This is a genomic window from Ralstonia flatus (genome assembly GCF_958439105.1).
Lineage (GTDB): Bacteria > Pseudomonadota > Gammaproteobacteria > Burkholderiales > Burkholderiaceae > Ralstonia > Ralstonia flatus.
This window is the reverse complement of sequence record NZ_CAUDLI010000009.1, coordinates 152004-172835: the sequence shown is the minus strand read 5'-3', so window position 1 is coordinate 172835 and position 20832 is coordinate 152004. Positions and strand designations below refer to the sequence as shown.

The 20832-nt window shown below is 61.3% G+C and carries 15 protein-coding genes and 2 pseudogenes; 4 read left to right on the top strand and 13 right to left on the bottom strand.

Annotated features, from left to right (window positions below; all coding sequences use genetic code 11):
- Positions 1 to 21 precede the first annotated feature (21 nt).
- From R2676_RS19845 to R2676_RS19815, 7 genes are all read right to left on the bottom strand, one after another.
- A complete protein-coding gene (locus R2676_RS19845) occupies positions 22 to 1365 on the bottom strand; it encodes a DUF1329 domain-containing protein (protein ID WP_316887407.1) in 1344 nt (447 codons plus the stop codon).
- Positions 1366 to 1398: 33 nt separating this feature from the next.
- Entirely contained in the window at positions 1399 to 3120 is a 1722-nt protein-coding gene (locus tag R2676_RS19840; protein ID WP_316887406.1) for a DUF1302 domain-containing protein, read from the bottom strand.
- A 124-nt stretch (positions 3121 to 3244) separates the two neighbouring features.
- Positions 3245 to 4456, bottom strand: coding sequence for an acyl-CoA dehydrogenase family protein (locus tag R2676_RS19835; RefSeq protein WP_316887405.1), 1212 nt, complete (start codon positions 4454 to 4456; stop codon positions 3245 to 3247).
- Between the two features lie 27 nt (positions 4457 to 4483).
- A complete protein-coding gene (locus R2676_RS19830) occupies positions 4484 to 5362 on the bottom strand; it encodes an alpha/beta fold hydrolase (RefSeq protein ID WP_316887403.1) in 879 nt (292 codons plus the stop codon).
- 68 nt (positions 5363 to 5430) lie between these two features.
- On the bottom strand, positions 5431 to 6333 hold the full coding sequence (locus R2676_RS19825) for a VOC family protein (protein ID WP_316887402.1): 903 nt from the start codon (positions 6331 to 6333) through the stop codon (positions 5431 to 5433).
- A gap of 582 nt (positions 6334 to 6915) precedes the next feature.
- The gene (locus tag R2676_RS19820) at positions 6916 to 7941 is read right to left on the bottom strand and encodes an IS110 family RNA-guided transposase (RefSeq protein WP_316887400.1); all 1026 of its coding nucleotides are present in this window, start codon (positions 7939 to 7941) and stop codon (positions 6916 to 6918) included.
- 136 nt (positions 7942 to 8077) lie between these two features.
- On the bottom strand, positions 8078 to 10168 hold the full coding sequence (locus tag R2676_RS19815; RefSeq protein WP_316887397.1) for a sigma 54-interacting transcriptional regulator: 2091 nt from the start codon (positions 10166 to 10168) through the stop codon (positions 8078 to 8080).
- Positions 10169 to 10650: 482 nt separating this feature from the next.
- Between R2676_RS19815 and R2676_RS19810 the strand changes: the two are divergent.
- Positions 10651 to 10911 (top strand): annotated as a pseudogene (locus R2676_RS19810) (transposase); the annotation flags it as partial.
- Between the two features lie 261 nt (positions 10912 to 11172).
- On the opposite strand, the gene R2676_RS19805 reads toward R2676_RS19810, so the two are convergent.
- The gene (locus R2676_RS19805) at positions 11173 to 12216 is read right to left on the bottom strand and encodes an IS110 family RNA-guided transposase (RefSeq protein WP_316887395.1); all 1044 of its coding nucleotides are present in this window, start codon (positions 12214 to 12216) and stop codon (positions 11173 to 11175) included.
- A gap of 42 nt (positions 12217 to 12258) precedes the next feature.
- Here R2676_RS19805 and R2676_RS19800 point away from each other — a divergent pair.
- The 3 genes and pseudogenes from R2676_RS19800 to R2676_RS19790 all read left to right on the top strand — a co-directional run.
- Positions 12259 to 13182 (top strand): annotated as a pseudogene (locus R2676_RS19800) (IS3 family transposase); the annotation flags it as partial.
- Positions 13183 to 13383: 201 nt separating this feature from the next.
- Complete coding sequence (locus R2676_RS19795; protein ID WP_316887393.1) at positions 13384 to 14364, top strand: CAP domain-containing protein; 981 nt, start codon at positions 13384 to 13386, stop codon at positions 14362 to 14364.
- A gap of 803 nt (positions 14365 to 15167) precedes the next feature.
- Positions 15168 to 16823, top strand: a complete 1656-nt coding sequence (locus tag R2676_RS19790; RefSeq protein WP_316887390.1) for an AAA family ATPase — start codon at positions 15168 to 15170, stop codon at positions 16821 to 16823.
- Positions 16824 to 17029: 206 nt separating this feature from the next.
- Here R2676_RS19790 and R2676_RS19785 read toward each other — a convergent pair whose 3' ends face one another.
- The 5 genes from R2676_RS19785 to R2676_RS19765 all read right to left on the bottom strand — a co-directional run bounded on the left by R2676_RS19785 (position 17030) and on the right by R2676_RS19765 (position 20824).
- Positions 17030 to 17455: a GlcG/HbpS family heme-binding protein gene (locus R2676_RS19785; protein ID WP_316887388.1), complete on the bottom strand. Its 426-nt coding sequence runs from the start codon at positions 17453 to 17455 to the stop codon at positions 17030 to 17032.
- Between the two features lie 24 nt (positions 17456 to 17479).
- Positions 17480 to 18484, bottom strand: a complete 1005-nt coding sequence (locus tag R2676_RS19780; protein WP_316887439.1) for a zinc-binding alcohol dehydrogenase family protein — start codon at positions 18482 to 18484, stop codon at positions 17480 to 17482.
- 211 nt (positions 18485 to 18695) lie between these two features.
- Entirely contained in the window at positions 18696 to 19253 is a 558-nt protein-coding gene (locus tag R2676_RS19775; RefSeq protein ID WP_316887387.1) for a TlpA disulfide reductase family protein, read from the bottom strand.
- Entirely contained in the window at positions 19243 to 20301 is a 1059-nt protein-coding gene (locus tag R2676_RS19770; RefSeq protein ID WP_316887385.1) for a transporter, read from the bottom strand. Before R2676_RS19770 ends, R2676_RS19775 begins: the two co-directional genes overlap by 11 nt.
- A gap of 136 nt (positions 20302 to 20437) precedes the next feature.
- Positions 20438 to 20824, bottom strand: a complete 387-nt coding sequence (locus R2676_RS19765; protein ID WP_316887383.1) for a DUF2946 domain-containing protein — start codon at positions 20822 to 20824, stop codon at positions 20438 to 20440.
- Between the last annotated feature and the right edge of the window lie 8 nt (positions 20825 to 20832).

Genomic DNA, 20832 nt, shown 5'->3' with positions numbered 1-20832 from the left:
ACCGCCAGGCGGCCGCTCGCATCAGCGTGCGCCGGCGTTGCTCAACGCGTCACCGGTGAAGTAGCTCACCGGGCGCGGCTTGACCAGCTTCAGGCTATCCACGTACTGGATCACCGACATGCTATTTGCCTGCAGGTTGTAGACCACCGCGCAGCTGGAATCGAGCGCACCGCCTGCTTCAGGGACGACCTGGTTCATCACATGCGAGACGCGCCACAGCTTGCCTTCGGCGTCATAGCCGTCCATCGTCAGCACGCTCCAGCTATCCTCATCGATATAAAGGCGGCGCTTCGGTACGGCATGGCGCTTGCCCTGTGCCAGCGTGGCCTCGACCACCCAAACCCGGTGCAGCTCCCACCGCACCGCATCCGGATTCGTGTGGAACGGCACGAGGGCCTTCTCCTCGCCTGCGGCAAAGAATCGGTTGTTGTTGTACGGAACGTAGATTTCCTGTTTGCCGACCAGCTTCCAGTTGTAGCGATCGAGACGCCCCATGAAGCCATACACCTCGTCAAAGTAGTTGGCACCCGAGGCAATGAAGTCAGGCGTGTCGTAGCCGATGGTGGGTGCGCGACGCACGCGGCGCTGGCCGACCAGGTACTGCCATGCCGGCGGGTCCTGCGCTACGTCCAGAGAGTCGTGCACCACCACGGCCTCGCCAGCCTTGAACGTTGGCGCGACGGTTTCGAAGCGCACATAGCGGTAGACCTTGTTGTACTTGTCCGCGCTACCGTCCTTTTGCCAGTACGAGGCCAGATTCGAGAGCTGCGTCTTGGACGCCATGCTGTGCTGGCCGTCTGAAGTCCCGACGAAGTTGCGCGACACGCTGTCAAACGCCGGTGGTGTCGGATGAACAAGGTGGTTCATCATGACTTCGTTGCCGCTCTTCGGAATCGGAAACGGAATACCGCCCCATGCGCCCTCGAAGCTCATGCCGTTGTCAGTGAGCTTGGCAGTGGTCGCTGCCTTCAACGTGTTGTCGTACACCCATTGCGGCGCGCCGGCAGTGCGGTGTGTCGGATAAACGTCGACCCGGAACGTCGGGTACTTCTTCAGCAGTGCCATGGTGCCTTCGGTCAGCTTGCCCGCATGCTGGCCCATGTTCTGCGCAGTGATCTGCAGCACCGGCTTCTCACTAGCAAACGGGTCCGGATACTTGCCGTTGCCTGCGCCGGGCAGCGCGGCCGAGTAGGCACCGCTCCAGGCTGGGATCGTGCCGTCCTTGTTCCCTGCCTTTTCCGCACCCAACGGGGTTAGCGTCGCTCTCAACTGTGCCGCCTCGTCGGCGGAAACGGCGGCCCACGTGGGGCTTGTCGCGAGCGTAGCAATGGCGATGGCTGCGGCCATCTGCTTGTACTGCGTCATGCTGGTCTCCTGGAGTTTTGGTATCTGTGGGTGTCAGAACGTGGTCTGCAACGTGAGCGCGATGAAGTCCCGGTCCTTGTAGAACTGCTGGTACGAGGCATAGGTCGGCGTTGGACCGGTGGACAGGGACGGAGCGGAACCACCGCCACCGAAGAAGTGGGTGTAGTTCAGGCCCAACTTCACATTGCGATGGATGGTCGCGACCATGCCGAGCGACAGATCGCCGCCATGCTCAGGGGCCATGTGCACAACCGCAGAACGGCCGAACAGGCCATAGCCGATGCCGATCGGCACGTCGACATCGACGTTGGGCCAGACCTGGAAGAACGTCGGCGTAAACACGACACGCAGGGTGGCGGCATCGCGCGTGCTGGTCGAGCTGACCGGATCCGGCAGGCCCGGTGCCACGACGGGCCGGTAACTGATATCCAGCAAGCGGTTGTAGGCAAGCTCGCCCACTAGGCTGGCGCCGCCCCACAGCGCGTTGCCGCTCAACACGCTGATGGCCGACAGGTTCAGGTGCAGCGAGTTGCCACGCGCGTAGGGTGTGTTCCGATCATTGTCGGCAGCCGGGTTGCTGCTCATGATCAAATCACCGGGAACCACCAGCGGCACATTGCGGCGCGTGGAAATCTCGCCGGCCACGTTGGTTTCGCCCACGACCGTGGAAAAGCTCGCCCCATACACGTCGATCTTGCGCGCATACATCAGGTTGTACGTGCCGCTGCCATAGTTGCCACCGCCCATCGCGATCGACGGAACATTCAACACCGGGATCGGGCTCTTGTCGTCATAGCGGGCGGCGTACAGGCCGTAGTCGACATCTCCGACCTTGAACCGGAACTGCATGCCGAACTGGCCACTGTTGCGCCCTTTGGCGTCGGGGCCGCGCGTGGCAAATGGCGTCGGCGCACCGAGCGCCTGCTGCATTGCCGGCGGAAGCAGCAACAGGTCGGCGCCATCGCCAACAAAATCGGCTGCGCTGAAGTAGCTGCCGGCAGCGGGAATGCGGTTGGCCCGCCAGCCGAACTGGTAGTAGGCGCCAATGCTCATGTCCGGCGCAATCGAGAAGCTGCCGGAAACTTGCGGCACCGGCAGCGCAATCTCCTTGAACTGGGTATTGGGCAGCGACAGCGCCTTGATTGCATCGACCGGCCCCTGTGCGGCGGCAATGCCGTTCATGCCAAGGAACAGCGACTCGCCATACAGGAGCGTGTGCTGGCCGGCACGCAACGTCAGGCTGTGCTCGCCGATATCGAATTGACCGAAGACGAACGCATCCATCAGGTCAGCACGCTCGCCCATGGTCCGCGCGGTGCCATGGGGGATGGCGTTGTTGGCACCACCAACAGCCGCTGCCTGCGTATTCGGCACCGGGGTGTTGAAGTCGTTGGCCCCACGCGTGTATCGGCTGTCGTTCCAGTACGCGCCAGAAACACGAAAACCAATGTTCTGATACTTCACGTCCAACTCGGACAGCAGATCGAAGCGGCTGTTGATCAGTCCGTTGCGATTGCCCAGATCGCCAAAATCGGTGTTGGGCTGCATGCCGTTCTGATTGGCCACGTTGGTATCTGCGGACTTCAGGCGAAACGCGCCGGTGTACTTGATCGTGTTATCCCAACGCGCCTTGATGTCCGACCATCCCTCCATCTCGAAGGCGTGCGCGCTCTTGCCGCCGAACAGCATGGCAACAGAAGCGAGAAACAGCGGGCTCACAGCGTTCACGCTGCGCCGTGCCTTAGGCTTCTTCATGTCTTCCTCCACCAGTCTTCTGGTTGTTGGTCCATGAACCCGGACCTTCTCTATGTTTGTGCGCCACCACGGCGGGTGGTCAGCTTGGCGCTTTTCCCCTCCCCGGGAGAAGCGCTGATCCTGATCAGGTTTGCATGGGAGCGGGCACGCCAAACACGCCCGGCGGAATCGGTTCACCCAGCATGAACGCGCCGAGAATGGCGGAGAAGTCGTCTTCGTTTTGGGTGATGTGGTTGCACGCGGCCAGCAGCGAGCGGAGTTGGCGCTGCATCGGCGTATTGAGGAAGATGCCGCGGGCGCCGCTCTTCTTGAACAGCATGTGGCCTGCTGAGAAGCAGTCCTTGCCCGTCGCTTGCACGTCCAGGAACTGCTGCACGCGCACGTCCAACGGCACCAGTTCGCCACGCTCGGCATAGGCCCAGGCCTCTTGCGTGCATTGCAGAATGCGGCCACGCGCAGAGCGGATCTGGAGCATGGCGGTGCCCAGTTTTTCCTGGACGAACGGGTTCTTGGCCGGATTGGGCCCCAGCGCAAACTGGTTCTGCTTGGGCTTGGTGTGCTCGATGAAAACGTCGACCATGCCTTGCGCAAAGCCCACGATCGCTGACGAAATCACACCCGAGAACACCTGGTTGAACGGCAGTTGGTAGGTCGCCGCCCCATGGCCCAGCTGATAGTCGAGGAAGCTATGCGATCGATGCTCCGGCACGAAGGCTTCGGTCTTGATCTTCAGACTCTTGCTGCCGGTGCCGCACAGGCCCACCACATGCCAATCGTCGATCAGCTCATAGTCTTCACGCTTGACCAGGAACGAACGCAGGTCGCGGAAGTCGCCCTGTTCGTCATACACACGTGCACCGAGGAAGGCACCGCCGGGCGCATGCTCGGAACCACTCGAGGTCGGCCACTTGCCGGACAGCATCCAGCCGCCCTCGACCTTGCGTGCCTTGCCAAGCGGCGCATAGGACGAGCTGACCAGCACTTCCTGATCGCTCCCCCACACTTCCTCGCCGACGCGCGGATCCATCTTGCCGAACTCCCACTGATGGATACCCAGGATCGCCAGCGTCCACCCGCTCGAAGGGCAGCCGCGACCGACCTCCATCACCACGCGATAGAACGATTCGGGGTTCATCTCATAGCCGCCCCAGGCGGCCGGCTGCAGGATCCGGAAGAAGCCGGCACGGCGGAATGCTTCCACGGTGGACGGCGGCACGGCGCGGTTCTCTTCCACACTCTCCGCCTGCTCGCGCAGCCACGGAATCATGGCCCGCGCGCGCTGCACCAGTTCTTCCGTGCTGGGCACGGCAATGTTCTTTTCCACAACGACGCCCACTTTGTTGTCTCCTTGGTTCTGTTGGTCTCAGCACTGACCCGTGGTCAAGAACGTGCGCATGACGGTGTTGAACTCATCCGGCGCTTCGTATTGCGGCCAGTGCGCGGCATCGGCCTTCATTACGTAGAGCTGCCCCTTGGGCGTGCGCGCACATGCGGCTTCGGCGGAGGCGACGTCATGGACGGGGTTGTACCGTGTCCACAGGTAAAGCGTCTCGCACTGCAAGTCTTGCGGCTGCATCACCGCGCCGGTCTCTTCCATTTCGTGATGGCGCCGAACCAGCGCGAATACCAGCGGTGCCGTCTTCTGGAAATCTGGGCGGCTGTACAACGCAAGCCGGCTGCCGATCAACTCGTCGTCCAGCAGGTGCCAGTTCGACTCATGCATCAGCCATTGCATGCGCAGGCGGATGCTCTCCATCGAAGGCGGTTTGCCGAAATTCTTGCGGTTCAGCTCATCCAGGTCGCGCAGGTCCTGGCGGCCCTTTTCCGTCACCACGGGAATGCCGGCGGCGGTGTTCAGCACCAGCCGCTTGACACGATCCGGGTACATGGCCGCAAAAACGCCCGCCACGAAGCCACCAAGCGATTCGCCTGAAATGTGTGCGGAGCGGATGCCCATCACGTTCATCAATTCGGCCAGCAATTTGGCGTAGGTAATGGGTGTGTACTCAACGTCTTCGCGCTTCTCCGACAGGCCGTGGCCGATGAAGTCCAGTGCGATCACGTGAAACGTGTCGGACAAGGCCACGACGTTCTTCGCGTAGGCTTCGATGTGCCCGCCAATGCCGTGCATCAGGAACAGTGCTTCCGGATTATTCTTGCCGGCTTCAGCGATGCGGATCAAACCGAAGCTGGTCTTGACATAGCGAATCTCAGCACCCAAGAAATCAAGCCACAGGCTCATGGAGGTCTCCCTTTGGGATAGGTTGTGTTTGTGAAATCGAAGAATTGATCAGTACTCACGCGCCGCAGTCATGCCGGCGTCGAAGGCGGCGGGCGATGCCCCCAGTCGCTCAGTTGCGTGTAGTTGCGGATGTTCCAGGCGTCGTCGTCGATCACGATGCCGCCCCAGCCAAACTCAATGGCGAAGCCCGATGGCGCCATGCAGTAGAACGACACCATCCCGTCGTTGGGGTGGTGGCCAATTTCCATCAGCACTGGCACGCCAGCCTTGCGCACCCGGTCGTAGGCCAGGCCGACATCGTCGAGCGACTGCACCTGCAGCAGCAGGTGGTGCATTTTTTTCGGGAAGGGCATGCTGGCCGTGGCGAACGAGTGATGACGGCCAGTGGCAACGTGGAAGAAGGTGGAATCCACCGTCACACCAGGAATGGTCTCGGAGTCGCGGATATAGTCAGAGACCTTGAGGCCGAGCACCTCGGTACTGAATCTGACGGCACCCGCGTAATCGCGCGAGACACCGAAGACATGCCCTACGCCCAGCCGCCCCGTCTCGAACCCCTTGCCAACGAGTACGGAAGAGCGGAACGGTTGCGACATCGGCGCGTGGGTCGGGCCGCAGAAGAACTCATGACGAAAGCCCTCCGGATCGCTGCAATAAAAGACGGCCTCGGCCTGACGAGATTCTGCGAGCTGGCGGCTACCCTCGACGACTTCCACATCGCACGTACGCAAGCCCTTCACGTAGTCCTGCAACGCCTCCTGGGTGTCGAAGTGCCACCCGAGTGCGACCAGATCGTCGTCATCCCCGTGTTCCAAAAGGATGCGCTGCGCCCACTCGTCCATTCGCAATGCCAGCGCGCCGTCCGTACGGCGGCCGCTCTGCAGGCCTAAGATGTTGGTGGCAAATGATTCCCACTGACCAAGGTCGCTCACGTTCAGGACAACGTAACCGAGGGCCGAAATTTCCGACATGCTGTCTCCTTGCTCTCACCTGGCAGTGCGGTCACCGGCAGGCATTGTTCTTAGGTTGAGAAAATCTGCCGTTTTCTTGCGGCGACACCCCCTATCTGCAATGGGCGTGCCAAGACCTCCGGCAAGCGTCGGATGACGCGCCGGGCCGATAGGCATGTACTTGATACAGCGAGGTTTTTTCTGAAGACAAGGACTCGCATCGCCCTGAGAGGTCGCGCGTCCTAAGCGAATCAGTTGCTAAATTTCTGAGGAAGCTGAATTCTCGGCGCTGTTCCGCTTGAGAATTTTCTCAAGCTGCATAGCAACAAAAAAACAAAATCTATGGTCACCCCCACTTTTGCAACCATGATGTTCGATGGTGTGGTTGGCTTGCCTAAATCTATCCGGCGTCAATGTGGGGACGAGCTCCCCGCGCCACGATGAGAGTCGCGCCTGACGGTCCTTAAAACGCCCTCGGCTTCAAGAGCCGATTGTTTTACCAGGGTGTCCGTCAGGCCGGTGTGCCGTTCACGTCATCAAATCTTCAGCAGTCGCAAAACCAGATGGGTTGACTTCAGGGAAACGGAAGTGAGTAGGTTGGGCTCAAGCAGCTATGGTGCTCACTTCCTTCTTGAAGGCGGTGTTGTGGGTCGTCAATGCCCACGCGGTGCGCGCCAGCTTGTTGGCCAAGGCACAGGCCACCACGTTTGAGTGCCGCCGCGCCAGCATGTTGCGCACCCAGTCGGCAAGACGACCGCTCTGGCGCTCCAAGCGCATCATGTAGCTACGCGCGCACTGCACCAGCAGGCGTCGGATGTTCTTGTCGCCTCGCTTGCTGATGCCCAACAGGTGGGCTTTGCCGCCAGTGCTGTACTGGCGCGGCACAAGTCCGAGCGCAGCCGCGAAATCGCGGCTGCAGCCGTACTGCTTGCCATCGCCCATCTCGGCCGCCAGCACGCTCGCGGTAATCGGCCCCACGCCGGGAATCGACAACAGGCGCTGACCGAGATCGTCGTCAGCGAGCTGCTGCCGCAATTCCTTGTCGATCTCGCCAATCTGTTCACTGAGGTACTTGTTGTGCGCGTGCAATCGCTCAAGGATGGCGACCAGGCGCGGGGGCAACGTATGTTCGGCCAGAACGGCCGGCAGCCGCGTGATGGCCGCCATGCCGACCGGCAGACTGATGCCGAACTCAAGCAGGAACCCATGGATCTGATTGACGGCCTTTGTGCGGTCGCGGATCAGCGATTCACGGACCCGATGCAGGGCTGACAGTGTTTGCTGCGACTCCGTCTTAGGTGTGACGAACCGCATGGACGGGCGCGATGCCGCTTCGCAGATCGCCTCGGCATCCACAAAATCGTTCTTGTTGCCTTTGACGAAAGGTCGCACGAATTGGGGCGAAATGAGCTTGGCTTGGTGTCCAAACGTCGCCAGCTTGCGAGCGATATGGTGCGCGCCAGCGCAAGCCTCCATGACCACCGTGCAGGCGTGAAACGTGGCGAAAAACTCGATCAACTGCTCGCGCCCCACCTTCTTGCGAAACACAGCCTTACCGTGTCGATCTTGGCCGTGAAGGTGAAACGTGTGCTTGCCCAGATCGATTCCAACCAGCGTGACGTTCTGCATGATGGCCTCCACAAAGAAAAACACCCTACCAGCGTTACCCGCTCGTAGGGTGGGGGTGACCATCTCATTATGCCCGGTAAGCGCAAACGCTTCCGGGCATGGGCAAGCAGACTGGGCACGCTAGGGCGCCAGCGTGTCAGTACAGCGACGCGCCATCCTCCTCCATCTTCTTGATCCGGTAGGACAGCTGTGCCCGCGTAATCCCGAGCAAACCGGCTGCCTTGGTGAAGTTGCCTTGCGCCGCTTTAAAAGCGGCTTTGACCAGTGTGTTCTCGATGAAGGCCATCGACACCTGCGAGCGCGCAACGATGCCCTCCGCCCAGACATTCAGCGCTTCCGCTTCATGCCCCGCTTCCGGCGACGCATCGTCGAGGTCGTAGTCCCGCTTTTCCGTCAACAAGCCCAGTTCATTGAGCGCCATCGGGCCGTGCGCGCCCATCTCGCTGTCGACGGTCACCAATTGGTGGTAGCCCAGAGGCTGGTCGTCCTCGCCCAAGATGATGCCGCGCTCAATCACGTTCTCAAACTCCCGCACGTTGCCGGGCCACCGATAGCTCAGCAGAATCTGCAACGCTTGCGCTGTCACGCCTGAGATGCGCCGGCCGTAGCGCTCGCTGTACTTGCGCAGCAGATGCTCCAGCAGCAGCGGAATGTCGTCGCGTCGCTCTCGCAGCGGCGGAATCTGGATCGGGAACACATTCAGGCGATAGAACAAGTCTTCGCGAAAGCGGCCCTCATTTACGGCAGCCCAGAGGTTCTCATTGGTGGCGGCGATGATACGTACGTCCACCTTCTTGGTCACCGCACTGCCGAGAGCCTCGAACTCACCGGTCTGGAGCACCCGCAAAAGCTTGCCCTGCGCCGTCATTGGCAAGCTGCCAATCTCATCAAGGAAGAGCGTGCCGCCATCGGCCACCTGGAATCGCCCCGGCCGCGCCTCCCCTGCCCCGGTGTACGCACCACGCTCGACACCGAAGAGTTCCGCCTCCATCAACGACTCGGGAATCGCCGCACAATTGATTTCGAGGAATGGCTTGTCCGCGCGTGCACTGAGGCGTCGCACCTGCCTGGCAAATGCGCTCTTGCCCACACCGCTCTCACCGAGCAAGAGGACGGTCGCCGTCGTCGATGCTACGCGCTGAATCTTGTGCATAACGGTGTTGAAGGCCACAGAGGCGCCGATCACCCCCTCATCGTTGCTGAAGCGGGAGCCGTCCCCCTTCCCGATCGGGATTGCCCGTTCAGCGGGGCGCGCTGATGGCACCTGCGGCGCGAAACTGAAGGGGCGGGGTTCGTAGTAGGCAAGATCCAGCTCCGCATCCGGCCAGTCCTCGACGGGGCGCGCGATGCAGTGGCATACATCCGCACCCATGGCCCGACACTCGACCTCTCGCACGAGAATGCGCCTGCCCAGACAAGTACTGAGAAAGCCGGACGCATAGCCGGTCTCCATCCAGCACGCGGGCGAGCCGCCAATGCCAAACGCCTCAATATGTGATTGGTCTTCGTAGCTGTTCTTCCAGTAGAAGTCGATATGGCAGGAGCCCTTCTCGATATCGACCTCCTGCGTCAGCACGATCGGCGGGCTGACGATGCCTTGAAGGGCATGAAAATAGCCGCCGCTGATGAGTAGCTGCTCCACAGAGGTGCCGGCCGGCTGTAGCTTCAGTGCGAGCTCCGCGTCGCGGCAGCCGGCGGTATAGCCAAAACGCGTCAGCAATCCACGCGTCGCCTCCATACCGACGTTCAGGATGAACTCCTGCCGCAGCGCACCGAGCGACTCCACATGCAGCAAGACCATCCGACGGTCTTCCAGCCAAATGAGCCCTTCGGCCGGATTGAAATGCAGGTGTTTGAGGACATCGCCCGGTTCCAGACTCGGCGTCGCGCGTTCCATCACGCCGTCAGTCTTCCTGCTTAATGACTTCTTCGACATCCCTCTCCTGCCTTGGAGGCGGCCTATGCCGCCAAGTCGGTTTAGCTTTGGCGGTAGCGTATCAGAGTGCGCGCATTTGAGCGGCGACGAGGTGATCTGCTCTTCGAGAAACCAGCGGTGGTCCAGCGCTGCTCGACCCCGGTCGCCTTCCTTGCATACCTGCGCGCGGCGCTCCACCGGCCCCGGGGGGTCCCTCCTCCGCCGAACCTGGACGCGCCTCGTTATCTTTTTGCCGCGCCCGTGGCCGTTGAAGGTCAAGATCGAAACTTCGTGAACTTTGAGCGCCGTCATGATCGCGGTGTCGGGTTCGCGTTGCGTTGCTGGGTAGCGATCTACTCACCAGCCGAGAAGCTCCCGCGCTCGCGTCACGACCCAATCTTGCTCTGGCTCTGAAAGATCCCACTCCCCCCTCTGCACTTTCAGCGCGAACCCTTTACGCACGTTTGTCAGGCAGCGCTCGTGGGTCAATGCAGGATTCTCTGCAACCTTGCGTGTGCAGTAGATGACCCACTGCTGCGCTAGATCCTCGCAGCCGTCGTATCTCTCCAGCCACTCCTCGTCTGTGAGCCCAGAGATGTACTTACCGTTGACCAACCGCGCCGCCAGCTTTGGGTGCGCACCGGGCACGGATGCCAGCGGTGTTTCGCGCGGAAAATCGGGGGGGGATCGTTCGCTCTGCCATCGCTCTGTTCCTATGCTGGGGTCATAGTGTAGTGGTCTAATGAATCCGGACACTCACTTAGGCGAGAATGCTCGCTGTGGAGAGGTGTCTGATGGCCAAGCAACGTCGTTCGTTTTCCCCCGAATTCAAGCAGCAGGCTGCCAGCCTGGTTCTCGACCAGGGCTACAGCCATATCGAGGCGAGTCGCTCGGTCGGCGTCGCCGAGTCGGTGCTGCGTCGGTGGGTGCAGCAGCTTCAGATGGAACGCCAGGGCATCACGCCGCAAGGCAAGGCCATGACCGCAGATCAGCAGCGTATCCAGGAGCTGGAGGCGCGCATTGAGCGCCTCGAGCGCGAGAAGGTCATTTTAAAAAATGTATGGTCTGCCCCGGTTTTGCAAGCTGTCTTTGCCGACGTCAGAAGAACGTTTTGCGTCAATGTATCCGGCCTACGGTTGAGAACGCTGCTCCCTGGCCTTGATGGAATCCGCGCGCGCCTTGCCTCATAAGGCGTTCAGTCACGAAGGACTGCTTTTTTAGCCAGGCTTAAGGTGCGCCGGTCAACGGTTCTGTCATCAACAATCGCGGCTCGCAAAAACAAGACGGTGTGACTTCCTTCAGATGTTCGGTGGTGCTCACGCGGTCATCGGTACATTCGGAAACGGTCGGTACGGTTCACCGCTGACGAGCACCTTCCAGCAGATGCGGGCGATCTTGTTCGCCAGAGCGATCAGGGCAACATGTGGGTGGCTACGTTTCTCGATTTCCTGGAGCCATTGCCCCATGCGAGATCGCTCACGCTTCATGTGGATCATCAGCGCACGCGCACCCTGGATCAGGAGCATGCGCAAGTAACTGTTGCCCCGCTTGCTGATGCCGCCGAGATTGGACTTGCCGCCTGTCGAATACTGTTTGGGGACCAGGCCCAGCCACGCAGCAAGGTCTCGGCCCTTGACGAACGCTTGGCCGCTACCGACTGCGGCGACCATGGCGCTCGCAATGATGGGACCAACCCCCGGCACCGTGATGGCGCGACGGCACAACTCGGAATCCTTGGCGATCTCGTGGATCTCGGTGGAAACCGAATCGATCTCCTTATCGAGTCCCTGCCAGCGTTCCCGCAACCGCTGCAATAGCTGGCGCATCCTGATCGACAAGCCGTTCTCTGCATCTTCCAGAATGCGCGGCAAACTGCGTGCGAACAGGGCGCGGCCGACCGGGACCACGATGCCGTGCTCTAGCAGCAGGGCACGCATCTGGTTCACGACAGCGGTGCGTTCGACGATGAAGCGCTGCCGGACGCGATGCATGGCTTGCATCTCCAGCTGGTCGATCGACTTGAGTGGCACCGTTCGCATGGTGCCGCGGCTGGCGGCTTCGGCAATTGCTTCGGCATCGTTGAAGTCGTTCTTGTTCGACTTCAAGTAGGGCTTCACGAACTGAGCTGGGATCACACGCACCGTGTGTCCGACGTTCTGGAAGCGACGTCCCCAGTATTGCGAGCCGGGACAAGATTCCATGGCGACGATGCACGCCGGCGACGTAGCGGCGAACTCCGCGAGTTGCGCGCGATTGAGCTTCTTGCGAAACAACGGATGGCCTCGATCGTCCATGCCGACAAGATGGAACCAGTTCTTGCCGAGATCAATCCCGATGACGCGAACAGCTTGTGTGCTCATGGCGGCCTCCCGTTGAAGAAACCTCAGTATGCCGATGCTCGGCAGGAGGGGCAGACCATTCCATTAGGCTACCGCGCTCTTGATGTCGGAAGGCATCGAACGTACGAGGTAATCGATCAGATCTGCCGAACCGAATCGGTCGAGTTGGCTTGCGCGGTCTTCGACGTGTCGCGGTCTTGCCTGTATGCCCACCGGCAGCGTTCCCAGCGCGTCGACAGCGAGCGCATGGCACTGCGCAGCCGAGTGCACGAGCTGTTCGTCGAGAGTCGAAGCTCGGCGGGCAGCCGCAGCATCATGGGCATGCTGCGTGAACAAGGCACGGTGATTGGCCGCTTCAAGGTCAGTCGTCTGATGGGGGAACTGGGTCTGATCTGCAAGCAGCCCGGCAGCCACGCCTACAAGCAGGCCACGGTGGAGCGGATCGACATCCCGAACCGGCTCAATCGTCAGTTTGCGGTCGATGCGCCGAATCAGGTCTGGTGTGGTGACATCACCTACGTCTGGACTCAAGGCCGCTGGCATTACCTAGCGGCAGTGCTTGATCTGTTTACGCGCCGGGTCGTCGGCTGGGCATTCTCGACACGTCCCGACGCCGATTTGGTCGTGCAAGCACTGGACATGGCCTATGAGCAGCGTGGCAGACCGCAGGGGCTGCTGTTCCACTCGGACCAAGGTGCCCAGTATGCAAGCCGGAAGTTCCGGCAACGCCTGTGGCGCTACCGGATACAACAGAGCATGAGCCGCCGTGGCAACTGCTGGGACAACTCCCCGATGGAGAGGCTGTTCCGCAGCCTGAAAACCGATTGGTTGCCGTCAGTGGGTTACATGACGGCGCATGAAGCACACCGGGACATCAGCTATTACCTGATGCACCGGTACAACTGGATACGGCCACATCAGTTCAATGACGGACTGGCGCCGGCTGTTGCGGAAGAAAAACTTAACGCAGTGTCCGGGATGGGTTGACCACTACAAAACACCTCGCGGGCGCAGGGCTAGGACAACCCAATCAAGTAGGCTGGGCCTACCCATTAGCTTGGTTGGGTGGCTGTGTCCGGAGATTCACTAGGCTGTTCCACTCGAGCACTTGACTCTGAAAATTGGTCAATAGGATGAACCTGCGTGGCCCGCTTTAGGCCACCACCGTTCCATAACCGGAGAATCCAATTGACCAATAATTTTTCTCTACTGGCATACACGCTCGCGTCCACGCTGTGCCTCTCCGCCTGCGGTGGCGGCGACAGTGCAGTCAGCTCCGATGCTGGCTCCTCATCCAACGTGCCAACGAACTCGCCCACGCAGAGCGTTCCCGGCACGGTAGCAACGCCGCAATACGCCGGCGCGAGCGCCCAGCTCGCAATGTTCATTGCCATCAATCAGTACCGCACTCAGTGCGGCTTTCCCGCGCTGCGGGAGAACACGATTCTCGATCAGGCTGCGCAAGCGCACGCGAAGTACGAAGGGTTGAACAACGTCATAACGGATACCGAAGTGCAAGGTAGGCCAGGCTTCACGGGTGTGACAGGCGCCGATACGGCGGCGACCCTCGGCTGGCCCGCAGGCGTGTTCACAGGACGCGGCGACGCTGGCTTCTATGACGGGGCTCTCGTGACCCCAGCTCAATTCGGCCGGCAGTTCGTCTCTGCATGGGCAAGCGGCGTATATCACGTTTCGATCATGACCTACCCTGCCAACTTGGTCGGCTTTGGCGAATACGAGACTACCTACAACGGTTTCCCTGCCGGTGCGGGCACGGTGCAGTTCGGACAAACGGCAACATACACACTTGCCAACGCACCCCAGACGTTTCCCTGTCAGGGTGTGATGGGTATCGCGTACCGAGGCGCAGGCGAAACGCCGACCCCGCCAAATACCAGTGGCGCTTGGGGTACGCCGGTTGCGGTGATGGGTAATCTCAGCGATACGGTGATGCTCACCAGCGCCATCTACACCGCCCCGGGTGAGGCGCCGATCAGCCTGCAGATACTGAACTCGACCGCCGATCCGAACCACCTTCTTGGGCAGTACCAAGCGGTCGCCTATCCGACCACGCCGCTGCAGCCCAACACGCAGTACAGCGTGGTCCTAAACGGCACAATCAACGGAACAGCGTTCTCACGCACCTTCACGTTTACAACCGGTAGCTAGGCGCTCCAGCATCGCATCACCCAGCGGCCGCACAAGCGGCCGTTGTTTTTGGGCGCTCGCCTATTCCAGCTCTCCACCTTTAGCGCAGGGCCCACGGCTAACTTGCGCCCAGGTTGCCCCACCCGCGCCGACTTGCATCCCGGAATGTGCGTGAGAACCTTGAACTGTCTCTCGATCGACCACGTCGTGAGAAAGCCGAGGCCGAAAGGTCGACCTCCCGCTTTTACCCCCTGGAGAATCCAATGGACCACCACCCACTTTGGAAGGTGTTCGTGATCGAGTGCCGCGACTTTGTCGTGGAGTGCATCGAGCCCTTGCTTGCACTGATTCGCTGGATGCGTTCCCGCCGCCGATGAGTTTGCGGCTCCCGAATGGCCATTTCACCAATCATTCGCCTTTTTGAAGGGACCGACATGCAAATTCGCCGCCCTGTCTCTCACGTTAATCAGCGTGACGTCACCCGTATCACCAATGGCAATAGCCAGCTTCTGATTCCAACGACAGTGCCGCCAAGTGCAGTTGAGGTGTTGCTGCGCCGCTTGCGCGACCGGTTGATACGTCCCCTCGCATGGAAGCGGCGGCAGGAGCGGCAAGAACTTCGGCTTCGTGTCCAGGAAGCCCGCGGACAGGTGCGTCGCGAGCGCCGACAGAAGTCGAGCGGATAGCCTCGTCCTACCTGTGCCTGCCCAGCTTCGCGCCGGGGACTGCCCCAGAGACCTGACTTGCATTGGGGAGACCGGGCAGGACACTAAATCAGCCCGCTAAAAGCACCCTGCCCTGCTATTCCTACTTGCGAGATCACCATGCCACGCATCGCCGCCTTGCCGAAGCCCGCCTCTCAGAATGCTGACGTCGCGCGTACAGGCCATACCGTGCCCCATCCGGCTGATGTGAACCAGTACTCTGACGCCACCCAAGCGTTCGCCCACTGCATCCACAGGCCCCGGCTCAAGTTGGAAAACGTGGCGGGCATGAAAGAAACCAAACAACGGCTGTGTCACAGTGTCTCGGAGATTCTTGATGCCCAGCAAGGCCAAGGTACCCCCCGCAACGGCATCCTGCTCTTCGGCGAACCCGGCAACGGCAAAAGTCTCCTGGCGGAAGCACTGGCAGGCGAATTCTCCCTCCCACTGCTCTCGATCTCCTTCGGCGACGTCGCCTCGAAATGGATCAACGAGACTCCTCAGAAGATCCGGGCGGTCTTTGATGCCGCGCGGGAAATCAGCCCATGCGTGCTCTTCATTGACGAGATCGACTCGTTCCTCAAACCGCGCGACGGCACGGCATCGGCGCACTCGATGGACAAGGACGTGGTCAACACCATGCTCACGGAGATCGTTGGCCTGCGCACCACGCCCATCGTTTTCGTGGCCGCCACTAATTTTCTGGAACAACTGGATGCGGCTGCCATTCGTGAAGGTCGCTTCGATTTCAAGATCGAGATCCCGCCGCCTGATCTCGCGGCTCGGATCTCGCTGCTGACCCATTCGATCGGGACCTGCCTGGGGCCGGATGCTGTTGACAAGGACACCATTCAAGCCCTTGCAGAACGTTGGGACGGTTTCAGCGCCGCGCGCTTGCGTGCGCTCGGCAAGCAGCTTCAGGAAATGCAGGCCGATGGTAAGTTCAGCGGTAAGGTCACCTTCGCCATTGGCCGACAGGCGATGCGGCTTCTGCAGGGCCGGGGCGGACATCTTCCCCCGGACGTCAAGCCAATCGAACAGATCATCATGCCAGCGGAGTCCCGGCATGCCCTACACGACCTTGCCGATCGACTGCAAAACGCCGACCGCCTTGAATCCCTAGGGGCAAGTTTGCCGACGGGGCTGCTGTTTTATGGGCCGCCCGGGACTGGCAAGACACAGGCAGCCATGGCGCTGGCGAGGGCATCCGAATATGCATTTCTGCAGATCGACGGCGCGGACATCATCGGGCGGCCCGACGCCTGGGATCGTCTCATTCGAGAGGCTCGTGACTTGCGGCCCGCCATCGTCTTCATCGATGAAGCCGACGATGTGTTGGCCGACCGTCGCCATTCCGGCTACGCGACATTGACGAACAAGATCCTATCGACGCTCGACGGTGCGCGTGGACGTTTGCGGGACGTCGTGTTCATTGCAGCGACGAACCACTATGACCGCCTGGATCAAGCGGCGTTGCGCTCGGGCCGGTATGGCATCAAGGTCCGCTTCGACATCCCGTCAGGTGCTGATCTTGATGCTTATGTTGCCAGTCGGATTGAAGCCCTTACCAGCTATCTATGGGTTGACGCCGGTGCGTTGGAGAAATGTCAGACGGTGTTGCGTGGTCGAACCATCGCCGATGTGGACACCCTCATTAACGAGGTACTCAGCATTTGCGCGATCCGGGATGTTTACTGCGACGCGACTGAGATACAGGCTGAGGATGTCGATGCTGCAGCGCGGGCACTGTTTGGAATGCCGAAGCGAAGCTCCTGAGACGGGCGCGAGTACGACGCAACTACTTCACTACCTCGGCCGGAAGCAGCCGGCCGGCACTCTATCGACCAGCCGCTGCGACCGACCCACGGCAGCCAGACGCAGTCTGCCGTAGCCGACCCACTGCCGCCGCCTGAAGCCACTAGATCCGACGGCAGCTATCGGAGTGGCACCAGCCATACATGTTGCTCACGAGCAATGCCGACTCATTGCAAGAACCCTGCGTTACGCAGCGCCTCCTCAGCAGCCTCATGGTCTTGAACGGATGTTCCCCCGGAAATACCGATGCCACCCACCAGACGCCCTTCGTAAAAGAGCGGTACGCCGCCGCCTACTGGCGTCAAGCGCGGATGGTGCGCCAGCGGAGCAACGGCGGGTTCGGCCATGTATTGATTCCATTGGTGCGTAGCCATGCCGAACGAGGCGGCGGTCCATGCCTTGTTGATGGCCACGTCAACGGTCAGGAAAGGGGCGGCATCCGCGCGCTCGAACGCGCGCAGGTGGCCTCCTGCATCGGTAATTGCGATTGTCGCAGCGAAGCCGCGCGCGGTGCACGCACGGCGCGCTTCGGCCAGCAGTGCTTGCGCGGCTTCTAGGCTGACCGTTGCCGTGCTGACGATTAGCGATGTCATGTTGATGCTCCCTGTCAGAAAAGTTCAGGGGTTGGCAACGACGACCTTGCCCATCATGTTGCCCGCCTCGACCAGCGCATGCGCTTCGATGAGACCGGCGGCATTGATGCCGTCAATGCGTCGGGTCAGGGTGTGCTTGAGGCGGCCCTGGTCAACCAGTTCCGCCGCGCGGCGCAACAAGGCGTGTTGCCGTGCGATGGAGTCGGTGGTGAACATCGCGCGGGTGAACATCAGCTCCCAGTGAATCGAGATGGATTTCCCCTTGAAGGGTCCGATGTCCAGACCGACCGGGTCATCGATGAGGGCAAACTGACCTTCCGGGCGCAGCACGGCGGCGATTTGCGGCACGTAGGCGGCGCTGTTGTTCAACCCGGCAACGTGGGTCACGTGCTCGATGCCGAGCGCGGCCAATTGGGGGGGCCAAGGCTGATGGTGGTCAAGAACGTCATGCGCGCCATGCGCGAGCACCCACTCGCGGGTTTCGGGCCGCGAGGCCGTGCCGATCACGGTCATACCCGTCAACTCGCGCGCGAGCTGGGTCAGGATCGAGCCGACGCCGCCTGCCGCTCCAATGACCAGCAGCACGTTGTTGTCGCTCGGGTCCGCTGCCTGAACACGCAGGCGGTCGAACAGCAACTCCCACGCTGTGATCGTCGCCAGGGGCAGCGAAGCGGCCTCGGCAAAGTCGAGTGATGTCGGCATGGGGCCGACGATGCGTTCGTCCACGGCGTGCAACTCGCTGTTGCTGCCGGGCCGCGTAATGTCACCGGCATACCAGACGCGGTCGCCCGGCTTGAAGCGTGTAGCCAGCGGACCCGTCGCACGGACGATTCCCGCTGCGTCCCAGCCGGCAATGCGCGCACCGCCCTGGGGGATATCTCCACCGCGCCGGATTTTGGTATCGACCGGGTTGACCGACACCGCTTTCACTTCCACCAACAGATCGTGGTCGCGCAACTCCGGTGTCGGCAGCTCGATATCCTGCAGTGCCTGCGCAAAAAGAAGCTGCGTTGGCGAACTGGTTCGAATCGCTGCGCTGCTCGGCTAGTGACCGCCGTCTCGGCCTTCAACTGCGGGAGTGGTATCGGCGGCGCTATGAGCTTCCGCCACTGCCTTGCTCTACAAACGATGCAATTTCATGGGCAGTCCGAATGTCGAGGTTGCCTCAAACCTAGAACATCGATGGCGTTCGACCATCGGCCGTAATGAGCGGTAACGATGGTCGGTGCACCTCGCCCCATCAACGCAATAGCGGCGTAACTATGCGCTCCAGACGCTCTGCGGTCCAGGCGGGTTCGCGCGAATCCCAGCCGTTGTCGGCCAGTAGGCCATTGCGATCGATCGTGAAATTCACCGGAATGCGCCAGACACGGCCATAGCCCCCCGCATACGCGCTGCCCAACAACCCGACGGGAAAACTCCAACCCGCCGCCATCTGCCGGACCTCGGGCAGCGAAGCCGGCTCATCCAGGCTAAAGCCGAGCACGCGCAAGCCCTGACGCGCGTGTTTGGCCGCGTACTCAGACAGGATGGGTAACTCTTGGTGGCAGGGCCCACACCACGTCGCCCAGAAGGTGAGCATCACTACGTGACCGCGCAGGTCGTCGGTAGAAATGCTCTGTCCGTCCACGGTGTGCAAAACCAAAGGCGGCGCAGGACGGCCAACCTCTAGGCTGGCCGCCTGCGCCACTGTATGTGTGCCGCCCAGACCGGCGCCGAGCGCCAGCGTGCCGGCCGCCTGCAGCAACACGCGTCGCGACCAAGATTGTGCCGATTGGAGTTGTGCATCAGAACGCATAGCTGGCTCCCACTGTGCCCGACCAGCGCGGGAAGAGCTGGTAACCCTGCAGATTGCTGTACAGCGCCTTTTGCAGGAACGCGTAGATCTGCACGTTATGGGACACGCTGATCGTCACGCCAGGCGACAGGTAGACCGCCGTGCCAGCCGTGTTGGTGGTGTCGGCCAGCGCACCCTTGTCGGCGTTCTTGCGCGTCACGTTGAACTGCAACTGCGGGACGATGTGCGGATTGGCTTCGTAGCGCACGCCAAAGCTTATGGTGGCGAGATTGCCGGGGCGGAAGTCCGCACCAGTCTCGCTCAAACGCTGGTGTACGGCGGCCTGGAATTGGCCGTTGATAAAGGCGTCGAAATCCTGACTGACGGGCTGGTAGTAGTACGCGCCAAGGATCAGGTCGGTGCTGCCGGTACCCGGTTGCAGGCTGCTATCTAGTGCCTGTCCACCTGCGACGGGGCCGCTGTTGAAGAACACCGGGTTGCGCCCAACGGTATTGCCGGTCAGTGTGTTTTGCCCGCCGTAGCGCCCCGTAGGCAGCTTGACGCCCAGTTGCACGCCAAGGTTATGCGTGGGCAGAAAGCCCTGATAGCTAGCGATGAGCTTCAGGTCGCCCAGGCCGCTGGCGCTGGCGCCGCTGATGTTGTCCGGGGTGAGCCGGTCCGATGTCGCTGCGCCATACGTGGTATGGCTGCGATCCACGTACGGCACGATCGCGCTGAAGTTCCAACTGCTGTTCGGGCTGTAATGGATGCCGAGGTTCATGTAGCGGTTGATGGTCTGGCGCTCGACTTCCTGATTGCCGCCTGCATCATTGATGCTTGCCACCTGCGCTGGCGTGACCGATTGGGTACCGCTACGCAACTGGTTCTGCGGAAGGTAAGTGTAGTCCAGGCTAATGCGCCAGCCCGGGATGGCCGAGTAGCCCATCGCAGCATCGGTGCTAAGCGAACAACCGCAGGTTGCACAGGCCTGTGCAACAACAGGCGCGAACGCGCCGGTGGCGCAGGCGAGCAGCGCGGCGCGCCGAATGGCCCTACATGGCGTTGTCATTTGAATTCCTCACTCTGATATGTTCGTGCGCGGCTCCTTTGCGCATTACGCGTCATAGGTGCGTCGCACGATGTCTTCCCTAAATCGGCTCCAGCCAGCGGCGAGGCGATCTGTCGTCGCGGCCTCAGCTAACGGGTCAGAGGAGGAAGGGGGAGTCGCGCGGTCGTCCGGTGTGACGAGCCTGATGCACCGGCAGGCGACCGGGCTCGGAGGGCCATGCCGTTGCGTGGATGGGCGCCGGCGACACCATCGACGAGACGGTCGTCGGCACCAGCACGTGTTCTGCGAGCAGATCGCAATAGCCACACGCCGCATGGTGGTGGGCCGGTACCTCGTGTCCGGCCGGCAAATCGACGCTGGCAGTGGCCGACCCATTTGCCTCGCACAGCGGCATGGCATGTTCGAACGTACGCAGTGCGTGCGCCTCCAGCGCCTGGCTCACCATCGGCACAAAAAGCACGAGCACCATCGCCGCCAAGCCGAGCCAGGCAGTCAATTTTTTACGGGTGCGGGCGAAATGCATGGCTATCA

Bases quoted from the DNA above. Each gene is read 5' to 3' on its own strand.
- R2676_RS19770 (WP_316887385.1), bottom strand. From the start codon at position 20,301: ATGACAACGCCATGTAGGGCCATTCGGCGCGCCGCGCTGCTCGCCTGC.
- R2676_RS19840 (WP_316887406.1), bottom strand. From the start codon at position 3,120: ATGAAGAAGCCTAAGGCACGGCGCAGCGTGAACGCTGTGAGCCCGCTG.
- R2676_RS19820 (WP_316887400.1), bottom strand. From the start codon at position 7,941: ATGCAGAACGTCACGCTGGTTGGAATCGATCTGGGCAAGCACACGTTT.
- R2676_RS19830 (WP_316887403.1), bottom strand. From the start codon at position 5,362: ATGAGCCTGTGGCTTGATTTCTTGGGTGCTGAGATTCGCTATGTCAAG.
- R2676_RS19815 (WP_316887397.1), bottom strand. From the start codon at position 10,168: ATGACGGCGCTCAAAGTTCACGAAGTTTCGATCTTGACCTTCAACGGC.
- R2676_RS19790 (WP_316887390.1), top strand. From the start codon at position 15,168: ATGCCACGCATCGCCGCCTTGCCGAAGCCCGCCTCTCAGAATGCTGAC.
- R2676_RS19775 (WP_316887387.1), bottom strand. From the start codon at position 19,253: ATGCGTTCTGATGCACAACTCCAATCGGCACAATCTTGGTCGCGACGC.
- R2676_RS19845 (WP_316887407.1), bottom strand. From the start codon at position 1,365: ATGACGCAGTACAAGCAGATGGCCGCAGCCATCGCCATTGCTACGCTC.
- R2676_RS19825 (WP_316887402.1), bottom strand. From the start codon at position 6,333: ATGTCGGAAATTTCGGCCCTCGGTTACGTTGTCCTGAACGTGAGCGAC.
- R2676_RS19785 (WP_316887388.1), bottom strand. From the start codon at position 17,455: ATGACATCGCTAATCGTCAGCACGGCAACGGTCAGCCTAGAAGCCGCG.
- R2676_RS19765 (WP_316887383.1), bottom strand. From the start codon at position 20,824: ATGCATTTCGCCCGCACCCGTAAAAAATTGACTGCCTGGCTCGGCTTG.
- R2676_RS19805 (WP_316887395.1), bottom strand. From the start codon at position 12,216: ATGAGCACACAAGCTGTTCGCGTCATCGGGATTGATCTCGGCAAGAAC.